9 protein-coding genes are annotated in these 10,400 nt (G+C 66.9%); all 9 read left to right on the top strand.

The annotated features are described in order from the left end of the window. Positions 1-1,098, top strand: a 1,098-nt coding sequence (locus tag AC2VOP_RS06635) for an AMP-binding protein (RefSeq protein ID WP_486960222.1), incomplete at its 5' end; no start/stop codon positions are given. A 266-nt stretch (positions 1,099-1,364) separates the two neighbouring features. Beyond that, positions 1,365-2,114 (top strand): MlaE family ABC transporter permease, encoded by a 750-nt coding sequence (locus AC2VOP_RS06630; RefSeq protein ID WP_486960224.1) that lies wholly within the window; start codon positions 1,365-1,367, stop codon positions 2,112-2,114. Continuing rightward, positions 2,111-2,980, top strand: a complete 870-nt coding sequence (locus AC2VOP_RS06625) for an ABC transporter permease (protein ID WP_486960221.1) — start codon at positions 2,111-2,113, stop codon at positions 2,978-2,980. The genes AC2VOP_RS06630 and AC2VOP_RS06625 overlap by 4 nt, the downstream gene beginning before the upstream one ends. Before the next feature lie 14 nt (positions 2,981-2,994). Then, positions 2,995-4,320 (top strand): MCE family protein, encoded by a 1,326-nt coding sequence (locus tag AC2VOP_RS06620; protein WP_486960220.1) that lies wholly within the window; start codon positions 2,995-2,997, stop codon positions 4,318-4,320. Continuing rightward, on the top strand, positions 4,317-5,354 hold the full coding sequence (locus AC2VOP_RS06615) for a virulence factor Mce family protein (protein ID WP_486960219.1): 1,038 nt from the start codon (positions 4,317-4,319) through the stop codon (positions 5,352-5,354). The genes AC2VOP_RS06620 and AC2VOP_RS06615 overlap by 4 nt, the downstream gene beginning before the upstream one ends. 5 nt (positions 5,355-5,359) lie before the next feature. Continuing rightward, positions 5,360-6,946, top strand: a complete 1,587-nt coding sequence (locus AC2VOP_RS06610) for an MCE family protein (RefSeq protein ID WP_486960223.1) — start codon at positions 5,360-5,362, stop codon at positions 6,944-6,946. A gap of 6 nt (positions 6,947-6,952) precedes the next feature. Then, positions 6,953-8,593: a virulence factor Mce family protein gene (locus tag AC2VOP_RS06605; RefSeq protein ID WP_486960218.1), complete on the top strand. Its 1,641-nt coding sequence runs from the start codon at positions 6,953-6,955 to the stop codon at positions 8,591-8,593. Positions 8,594-8,601: 8 nt separating this feature from the next. Beyond that, a complete protein-coding gene (locus tag AC2VOP_RS06600) occupies positions 8,602-9,798 on the top strand; it encodes a virulence factor Mce family protein (protein WP_486960217.1) in 1,197 nt (398 codons plus the stop codon). Next, on the top strand, positions 9,792-10,400 hold a 609-nt coding region (locus AC2VOP_RS06595), incomplete at its 3' end, for an MCE family protein (protein ID WP_486960216.1). The genes AC2VOP_RS06600 and AC2VOP_RS06595, both read left to right, overlap by 7 nt.

Genomic DNA, 10,400 nt, shown 5'->3' with positions numbered 1-10,400 from the left:
GGCACCACCGGTCGCCCGAAGGGGGCGGTGCTGACCCACACCAACATCACCGGCGAGACGATGACGGCGCTCTACACCAGCGGCGCCGATATCACCGGCGACGTCGGCTTCATCGGCGTCCCGCTGTTCCACATCGCCGGCATCGGCAACTTGTTCCCCGGATTGTGGCTGGGCACCCCGACCGTGATCCATCCGCTCGGCGGTTTCGACCCCGGCAAACTGCTCGACGTGCTGGCCGCCGAGAAGGTTACCGCGATCTTCCTGGTGCCGGCACAGTGGCAGGCGGTCTGCGCCGAGCAGCAGGCCAATCCGCGTGACGTCGCGCTGCGGGTGCTGTCGTGGGGCGCCGCGCCGGCGTCGGACACGCTGCTGCGGCAGATGTCGGAGACGTTTCCGGGCACCCAGATCCTGGCCGCGTTCGGCCAGACCGAGATGTCGCCGGTGACCTGCATGTTGCTCGGCGGCCCCAGCGAAGAAGCGATCCGCAAACGCGGATCGGTCGGCAAGGTGATCCCGACGGTGGCGGCGCGCGTCGTCGACGAGAACATGAACGATGTGCCGGTCGGCGAGGTCGGTGAGATCGTCTACCGGGCGCCGACGTTGATGAGCGGTTACTGGAACAACCCGCGGGCCACCGCGGAGGTGTTCGCCGGCGGGTGGTTTCACTCCGGCGATCTGGTGCGCATGGATGCCGAAGGCTACGTCTGGGTGGTGGACCGCAAGAAGGACATGATCATCTCCGGTGGCGAGAACATCTACTGTGCCGAGGTGGAGAACGTCCTCGCCGGCCATCCCGACATCGTCGAAGTCGCCGTCATCGGCCGGGCGCACGACAAGTGGGGTGAGGTGCCGATCGCGGTGGCCGCCGTCTCCCAAGAGAGTCTGCGGTTGGCGGACCTCGACGAGTTCCTCGCCGAGCGCCTGGCGCGCTACAAGCACCCCAAAGGCCTCGAGATCGTCGACGCGCTGCCGCGCAACCCGGCTGGCAAGGTGCTCAAGACCGAGCTGCGGGCCCGCTACGGTGCGCCGCAACCTGCCGAAAAAGTGCCCGAAACCGGATCTGCGGCAACGGGTGCTGCGACCGGCCCGAGAGCCTGACCTGGCGACGCGGCCCCGGCGACGCTCACAGGAATTCGATCGTGCGAATCTGGTGCGCGTTGAGCGCGGCATCGGGTATGGTCCGATCGTCCCGCTGCTGCACCCACCGAGCAAGTAAGCGGGAAGCGGGTCATCCACTCAGGGATGGGCAAGGAGGAGGCCTGTGACATGATCCGCTCGAGCGGCTGTCCGGGAGCGCGGGAGCCGCAGTGACGACGACGCAGCCACGGCTCGCCGACTACGTCCGCGACCAGGTGGGCCGGCCGATGGTGCACATCGGCGGGTTCTTCCGGATGTGTGTGCTGACCGGGAAGGCGCTGTTCGTCCCGCCATTCCAGTGGCGTGAATTCGTCGTCCAGTGCTGGTTCATCATGCGGGTCTCGATCGTGCCCACCATGGCGGTCGCGGTGCCGATCACGGCGCTGTTCATCTTCACTTTCAACATCCTGCTGATCCAGGTGGGCGCCTCCGACATCTCCGGGGCGGGTGCGGCGATCGCGGTGATCACCCAGATCGGCCCCATCAACACGGTGCTGATCATCGCGGGCGCCGCGGCCACGGCCATCTGTGCCGATCTGGGCGCGCGCACCATCCGCGAGGAGATCGACGCGATGGAGGTGCTCGGCATCGACCCCATCCAGCGGCTGGTGGTGCCTCGGGTGCTGGCCTGCTCCCTGGTAGCCATGCTGCTCAACGCCCTGGTGTCCATGGTCGGCTTGGTCGGTGGCTTCCTGTTCGGAGTGTTCCTGCAGAACGTGTCCGCGGGTTCGTATCTGGCCACGCTGACCACGGTCACGGGACTGCCCGAAGTGGTGGTCGCGACCGTCAAGGCCACGATCTTCGGGCTGATCGCCGGCTTGGTCGGCTGCTATCGCGGCCTGACCGTCAGCGGCGGTCCCAAGGGACTGGGCACCGCAGTCAACGAGACCGTGGTGCTGTGTGTGGTCGCGCTGTTCGCGGTCAACGTGGTGCTGAGCACCATCGGCGTGCGGTTCGGAACGCAGGCGCGGATATGACGACGGCCCAAGTACTGCAGGCCCGCTTCCCGCGGTCAACGGCCGCCGTTCGCCGCTACGGCGGCACCGCGACCCGGTCATTCGAACTGACCGGGGAGATGGCCTGGTTCGCGGTGACCGCCTGCCGCGACATGGCGTGGGCGCTGACCCGCTACCGCCGGGAGGTCCTGCGGCTGGTCGCCGAGATCGGCATGGGCACCGGCGCGATGGCCCTGGTCGGCGGCACCGCGGTGATCATGGCTTTCGTCACGCTGTCCACCGGCACGCTGGTGGCCATCCAGGGCTTGGCCGCGCTGGGCCAGATCGGGATCCAGGCGCTGCTCGGGTTCGTCGCCGCACTGATCAACGTGCGCCTGGTCTGCCCGGCCGTGGCCGGCGTCGTGCTGGCGGCCACCGTCGGCGCCGGCGCCACCGCCGAACTGGGCGCCATGCGGATCAGCGAGGAGATCGACGCGTTGGAGGTGATGGGGATCAACTCGACGGCGTACCTGGTGTCCACCCGGGTGCTAGCCGGCCTGGTGGTGATCATCCCGCTGTACTCCCTGGGCCTGATCATGTCGTTTCTGGCGCCCCAAGTCACCACGACGGTGCTGTACGGCCAGGCCGCGGGCACCTACCAGCACTACTTCTCGACATTCCTGCGGCCCAACGACGTGTTCTGGTCGCTGGGGATGGCCGTCCTCATGGCCGTGACCGTGATGCTCGTGCACTGTTACTACGGCTACACCGCCAGCGGCGGGCCGGTCGGTGTCGGCGAGGCAGTCGGCCGGTCGATGCGGGTGTCGCTGGTCGCGGTGCCGGTGATCGTCCTGCTGGCCCAGATGGCGCTCTACGGCGTCGACCCGAACTTCGCCTTCACGGTGTAAAAGGTGCAGCTGCCATGACGACTCCGCACCCGCAGCCGAAGGTCAACAAAGCGCCGGTCCGGCCCTACCGGCTGGTCGGTGTGGCGGCATCGCTGGTCGCCGCCTTGGTGGTGTGGCTGGTGTACCTGCAGTACCGAGGCGATTTCACCCCGAAGACGCAGCTGACGATGCTGTCGGCCCGTGCGGGTCTGGTGATGGATCCCGGGTCGAAGGTCACCTACAACGGGGTGCAGATCGGCCGGGTGGGCGACATACGCGAGGTCACCCAGGACGGCGCGCCGGCGGCTAAGTTCACCTTGGACATCGACCCGCGCTACATTCGTCTGATTCCGGCCAACGTCGACGCGAATATTGTGGCCACCACGATATTCGGCCAGAAGTACGTGAACTTCACGTCGCCGGAACACCCGACGCCGCAGCGCATCTCGCCACAGCAGGTGATCGACGCCAGGCATGTGACGACGGAGTTCAACACCTTGTTCCAGACGGTCACGTCGATCGCCGAGAAGATCGATCCGGTCAAGCTGAACCTGACGTTGAGCGCGGCCGCGGATGCGTTGAACGGGCTGGGCGACAAATTCGGGCAGTCGCTGATCAACGCCAACGCCATCCTCGACGAGGTGATTCCGCTGCAGCCGCAGGCCCGCCACGACATCCAGCAGCTGGCGGCCCTCGGTGACGTCTACGCCAACGCGGCGCCGGATCTGCTGGAGTCCGTCAACAACGGCGTCGTCACGGCCCGCACGCTCAACGCGCAGCAGAAAGACCTCGATGCCGCGTTGTTGGCGGCGGCCGGGCTCGGCAACACCGGTGCTGACGTCTTCGGCCGCGGCGGGCCCTACCTGGAGCATGCGATCGCCGATCTAGTGCCCACCACCGAGCTGGCGGACACCTACAGCCCCGAGCTGTTCTGCAGCATCCGCAACGTCTCGGAGGTCGAGCCCAAGTGGTCCAACGTCTTCGGTTCCGGTGACGGCTATGCGCTGGACACCAACAACCAGTTCCTGGGCGGAACAGGCTTGCTGCTCAATCCCCTCGCCCTTGCCACCGCCACGGGGGCGTCACTGATATTCCCGCTCGCATCGTTGGCCAATATGATCGGAGGTATCCAGAATCCCTACGTCTATCCGGACAATCTGCCGCGGACGAACGCGCACGGTGGACCCGGCGGCGCACCGGGTTGCTGGCAGCCCATCACCCGTGATCTGTGGCCGGCACCGCTCTTAGTGGCCGACACCGGTGCGAGCACGGCGGCGTACAACCACCTCGACGTCGGCTCGCCGATCGGGGTCGAATTCGTGTGGGGCCGCCAATGGGGGGAGCACACGATCAACCCATGAAAATCACCGCTACCCTGGTCAAACTCGGCGTCGTCGCGTCGGTGCTGCTGCTCTTCACCGCGATGATCGTGGTGGTGTTCGGTCAGGTCCGCTTCGACCGGACCGATGGGTATTCCGCGGAGTTCACCAGCGTCAGCGGGATGCGGGAAGGCCAGTTCGTCCGCGCTTCGGGCGTCGAGGTCGGCAAGGTCACCGCGATCCGGTTGGTCGACGGCGGACGGCGGGCCCATGTCGATTTCGCCGTCGACCGCTCGTTGCGGCTGTATCAGTCCACCACCGCCCACATTCGTTACCTGAACCTGTTCGGCGACCGCTACCTGGAACTCAGCCGCGGCGACGGCGCGGGCGCCGACCGGGTGCTGGCGCCGGGCGGGTTCATCCCGCTGTCGCGCACCCGGCCGGCGTTGGATCTCGACGCGCTGGTCGGCGGCTTCAAGCCGCTGCTTCGGGCGCTGGACCCCGACAAGGTCAACACCATCACGTCGGCGATCGTCACCGTGTTCCAGGGTCAGGGCGGCACCATCAACGACATCCTCGACCAGACCGCGCAACTGACGTCGACGATCGCCGAGCGCGACCAGGCGATCGGCGAGGTGGTCAAGAACTTGAACACCGTGCTGGACACCACGGTGGCACACCGCGCGCAGTTCGACCAGACCGTCGACAACGTCGAGAAACTGATCACCGGTCTGAAGAACCACGCCGACCCGCTGGCCGACGGCGTCGCGCACATCAGCAATGCCGCCGGAACGCTGGCCGACCTGCTCGCCGCCAACCGCCCGCTGCTGCATAAAACCGTCGACCACACCGAAGCGGCTGCGCAACAGCTGATCTATCAGCTCGACGACATCAACGACACTGTGCACAAGCTCCCCGCTGGGATCAAGCGCTGGGGCCGCGCCATGTCATACGGGGATTTCGTCAACTTCTACGTCTGCGACGTGACGCTGCGCACCAACGGACTCCAACCCGGCGGTCCGATCCGCAAGGTCAGGCTGTTCCAGCAGCCGAGCGGAAGGTGCACGCCGCAATGAGCCCGATGCGAACACTGGAGCCCCCCAACCGGTTCCGGGTCGGGCTGATGGGCCTGATCATCACGATCCTCGCCACGGCGGTGGGCCAGAGTATGACCAGCGTCCCGATGCTGTTCGCCCAGCCGGCCTACTACGGGCAGTTCACCGACACCGGTCAGATCAACAAGGGCGACAAGGTGCGCATCGCCGGCAAGAGCGTCGGTGCGGTGCAGGCACTCAAGATCGCCGGCGACCACGTGGTGATCAAGTTCACCACCGGCACCAACACCATCGGAACCGAGAGTCGGCTGGCCATCAAGACCGACACCATCCTGGGCCGAAAGGTGCTCGAGGTGCAGCCACAGGGCACCCAGATGCTGCGGCCCGGGGCTGTATTGCCGATGGGCCAGGCCACCACCCCGTATCAGCTTTACGACGCGATCTTCGACTCCACCAGGGCCGCATCGAACTGGGGCGTCGACACCGTCAAGCAGTCACTGAAAGTGTTGTCGCAGACCATCGACGAGACCTCCCCGCACTTAAGCGCCGCCCTGAAAGGGGTGGCCGACTTCTCCGACACCCTCGGCAAACGCGACGAGCAGATCAAACATCTGCTCGCCCAGGCCAACAAAGTGGCCAGCGTCCTCGGTGACCGCAGCGAACAGGTGGACCGGCTGCTGGTCAACGCCAAGGCGCTGCTGGCTGCGTTCAACCAGCGCGGCCAGGCGATCGACGCGCTGCTGGCAAACGTCGCGGCGGCCTCGGCGCAGCTGCAAGGCCTGATCAACGACAACCCGAACCTCAATCACGTGCTCGAACAGTTGCGCGCCGTCAGCGACGTGCTGAGGGAGCGCAAAGACGACCTGGCGGAGGGACTGGTCGCCGAGGGGATCATGATCAAGATGCTCAACGAGACCGTCGCGTCGGGGCCGTACTTCAAGGTACAGGCCTCGACCTTGGTGCTCAACCATCAGATCATGCAGCCGTGGCTGGATGCCGCGTTCAAGAAGCGGGGCATCGACCCGCAGGAGTTCTGGCGCAACGCCGGCCTGCCGGCCTACCGCTACCCCGACCCCAACGGCGTCCGGTTCCCCAACGGCGCGCCGCCGCCGGAGCCGCGAGTGGCCGAGGGCACCCCGGAGCATCCGGGACCGGCCGCCCCGCCCGCGTCGCCGTGCTCCTACGCCCCGGCCGCTGGCGATTTCCCGACGCCGTCGAACCCACTGCCGTGTGCGGGGGGAACGACCATGGGACCGTGGGGGGGCAGCTACGGGCCGCCGGCGGACGTGTTGAAGTCGTTGCCGAACCTCAGCGCCCTAGCGGACATACCGGGGATAGCGGTCTCCGGTCTTCCCGGTTCGATACCACCGGCTGCTCCGGGTATCCCGGTGCCGCTGCCGGATGCGTTGCCGGGCGGGCGGACCGAACCCGTCGGGCCGGTGGCCGGCCCGGCTGCGGGGAACCCCGGGCACGCGCCACCACCACCGGTAGCGCCACCGTATCCGCCGGCATCACCGGGGCCGGGCAACCGGCTGCCGGTGCCGCAGATTCCGGTCGGCCAGGGCGGCAACAGCCAGCCGGGCGGCGGTGGCGGCGCCCTGGAGGGAAGGTAGCCCGCAGTGAGTACCATCTTCGACATTCACAACCTGCGGCTGCCGAAGCTGTCGCGGACCTCGGTGATCATCGGGTCACTGGTGGTGGTGCTGGCGCTGGTCGCCGTATTCGGCGGTCGTGAGCTGTATTCGAAGCTGGTCAACAACACCGTGACCGCCTACTTCTCGGAGGCCAACGCGCTGTATGCCGGGGACGAGGTCCGGATCATGGGCATCAAGGTGGGGGCGATCGACAAGATCGAGCCCACCGGCGACAACACGAAAGTCACCTTTCACTACGACAACAAGTACAAGGTGCCGGCCGACGCTGCCGCGGTGATCGTCAACCCCACCCTGGTGGCCGCGCGCAACATCCAGTTGGAGCCGCCGTACAAAGGCGGCCCGGTGCTGGCCGACAACGCGGTCATCCCGATCGAGCGCACCGAGGTGCCGACGGAGTGGGACCAGTTGCGCGACAGTGTCGCCGACATCATCGACAAGCTCGGCCCGACACCGCAGCAGCCGAAGGGCCCGATTGGCGATGCCATCGAAGCCTTCGCCGACGGTCTGGCCGGCAAGGGCAGGCAGTTCAACGCCACGTTCAACAACCTGTCGCGGGCACTGACCGCGCTGAACGAGGGCCGCAGCGACTTCTTCGCGGTGGCGCGCAGCCTGGCGCTGTTCGTCAACGCACTGCATCAAGACGATCAGCAGTTCGTCGCGCTGAACCAGAACCTGGCGCAGGTCACCGACCGGCTGACCCGTTCCGACCGCGCCCTGGCCAATGCGGCACAGCAGCTCGACGACCTGCTGCCCACCCTGCGTCCGTTCCTGGCCCAAAACCGCGAAGTGCTCTCGCACGACACCGAAAACCTCGCCGACGTCACCACCACCCTGGTCCAGCCCGAACCCCTGAACGGATTGGAGACCTGGCTGCACGTCTTGCCGACCACCGCGGCGAACATCGGCAATTTCTACCACCCGGTCAACGGCGCGATGATCGGCAATTCGATAGGCTTGCTCGGCAACTTGTTCAACAACCCGCTGCTGCTCATCTGCAGCGCGATGCAGTCCGGCAGCCGGCGCGGCTATCAGGACTCCGCCGAACTGTGTGCGGAGTATCTGGCGCCGATCCTGGACGCGATCAAGTTCAACTACCCGCCGTTCACCTTCAACATCGCCAGCACAGCGGTGGTGGTTCCCAAGGAGGTCGCCTATGCCGAACCGCGGCTGCATCCGCCGAATGGGTACAAAGACACCACCGTTCCGGGCATCTGGGTGCCCGACACACCGCTGTCCCACCGCAACACCCAGCACGGCTGGATCACCGGGCCGGGAATGCAAGGAGTGCAGGTCAACCCCATCACCGCTGGCCTGATGACGCCGGAGTCGCTGGCTGAACTGATGGGCGGCCCGGACATCGGGCCGGTCGATTCCCAGTACCAGACTCCGCCGGGCTACATCGACGCCTACAACGAGGAGCCGGGACCGTTGCCCTACGTCGGCTTGCCGCCCGGCCAGGCGCCGATACCGCCGCCGCCGCCAGGACCCGACGTGATCCCGGGGCCGGTGCCGCCGGTACCCCCGCCCGGTCCGCCGGGTCCCCCCGCGCTGGCCGGCGGGCCGCCACCTGCCGAGGCGGCCGCATCGACCGGGCCGGGCTCATGAGGCGCGCGATGAGCGCCGGCGCGAAGAGCAAGCCGAACCGACCGACACCGATCGCCCGTCTGCGCCACCGGGTGTGGCGGGCGCTGGCTCTGCTGGCGGCCGCGGTGATGTTGAGCTCCTGCGGATGGCGCGGCATCGCCAACGTGCCGTTGCCCGGCGTTCCGGGCAGCGGCGCCGACTCCTACACCATTTACGTGCAGATGCCGGACACGCTGGCGCTCAACAACAACAGCAAGGTGATGGTGGCCGACGTCTTTGTCGGGTCGGTGCGGGCAATCACCCTGAAGGACTGGGTCGCCACCTTGACGGTGGGACTGCAGAAGAACGTGAAGTTGCCGAAGAACGCCACCGCCAAGATCGGGCAGACCAGCATCTTGGGGTCGCAGCACGTGGAACTGGCCGCACCAACCGACCCATCCCCGCAGCTGCTGAAGGACGGCGACACCATCCCCCTGCGGAACTCCTCGGCATACCCGAACACCGAGGAGACACTGGCCAGCATCGCGCTGATCCTGCGCGGCGGCGGCATCCCGAACCTGGAGGTGCTGCAGAACGAGACCTATAACGTGTTGAACGGGCGAGCCCCGCAGATCCGCGCCCTGCTTGGCAAGTTGGCTACCTTCACCGGCCAGCTCAACCAGCAGCGTGACGACATCACCCACGCCATCGACTCCACCGACCGACTGCTGGCCTATGTCGGCAGGCGCGCGGACGTGCTGGACCGGGCGCTCACCGACTTCCCGCCGCTGGTCAAACATTTCGCCGAGCCAGACTATCAGCGCAACCTGGTTAACGCGACCGAGGCGACGGGGCGGCTCAGCGCCGTCACCGACCAGTACCTGGGCGCTGCGCGCAGCAATCTTCACACCGACCTGCAACACCTGCAGTGTCCGCTCAAGGAGGTGGTCAAGGCCGCGCCTTATCTGAATGGCGCGCTGAAGGTCCTCTTCAGCATTGTCCCGCCCGATGCCAGCGAGAAGTCTATCCGCGGCGACTACGTCAACGTCTCGATGCAGTTGGACGCGACGTACGCCGCCATCGACAACAGCCTGCTCAGCGGGACCGGACTGATGGGGGAGCTGCGCGCGCTGCAGCAGTCCTACGGCCACGATCCTGAGCAGATGATCCCAGACGTCCGATACACCCCGAACCCGAACGACGCGCCCGGCGGGCCGCTGGTGGAAAGGGGGGACCGCAATTGCTGACTCGCGTCATCAAACGCCAACTGATCCTGTTCGCCGTCATCACCGTGATCGCCCTGACGGTGCTGGGCTGGTACTACCTGCGGATTCCCCGGCTGGTCGGCATCGGCGTGTACGAACTCAAGGCCGACCTGCCGGCCTCCGGCGGGCTGTATTCCACCGCCAACGTGACCTATCGCGGCTTCACCATCGGCAAGGTCACCGCCGTCGAGCCGACCGAGCAGGGCGCCCAGGCCACCATGAGCATCAATAACCGCTACAAAGTCCCGATCGATGTGATCGCGAACGTGCATTCGGTATCCGCGGCCGGTGAGCAGTATCTCGACCTGGTGCCGACCGGCAATCCCGGACGCTACCTCTCGCCCGGGCAGACCATCACCAAGGGCACGGTGCCCCGTGCGATCGGTCCCGCGTTAGACGCCGCCGACCGCGGGCTGGCGGCGCTGCCCAAGGACAAGATCAGCGCGGTGCTCGACGAAACCGCCCAGGCGGTCGGTGGGCTGGGGCCGGCGTTGCAGCGCCTGGTGGATGCGACGCAGGCGATCGCCGCCGACTTCAAGACCAACATCACCGACTTCACCGACATCATCGAGCACTCGGGACCG

It is taken from the genome of Mycobacterium sp. TH-M106 (assembly GCF_057473765.1).
This window is presented reverse-complemented; position numbering and strand designations above follow the sequence as displayed.

Bases quoted from the DNA above. Each gene is read 5' to 3' on its own strand.
- AC2VOP_RS06610 (WP_486960223.1), top strand. From the start codon at position 5,360: ATGCGAACACTGGAGCCCCCCAACCGGTTCCGGGTCGGGCTGATGGGC.
- AC2VOP_RS06615 (WP_486960219.1), top strand. From the start codon at position 4,317: ATGAAAATCACCGCTACCCTGGTCAAACTCGGCGTCGTCGCGTCGGTG.
- AC2VOP_RS06630 (WP_486960224.1), top strand. From the start codon at position 1,365: ATGGTGCACATCGGCGGGTTCTTCCGGATGTGTGTGCTGACCGGGAAG.
- AC2VOP_RS06620 (WP_486960220.1), top strand. From the start codon at position 2,995: ATGACGACTCCGCACCCGCAGCCGAAGGTCAACAAAGCGCCGGTCCGG.
- AC2VOP_RS06625 (WP_486960221.1), top strand. From the start codon at position 2,111: ATGACGACGGCCCAAGTACTGCAGGCCCGCTTCCCGCGGTCAACGGCC.
- AC2VOP_RS06600 (WP_486960217.1), top strand. From the start codon at position 8,602: ATGAGCGCCGGCGCGAAGAGCAAGCCGAACCGACCGACACCGATCGCC.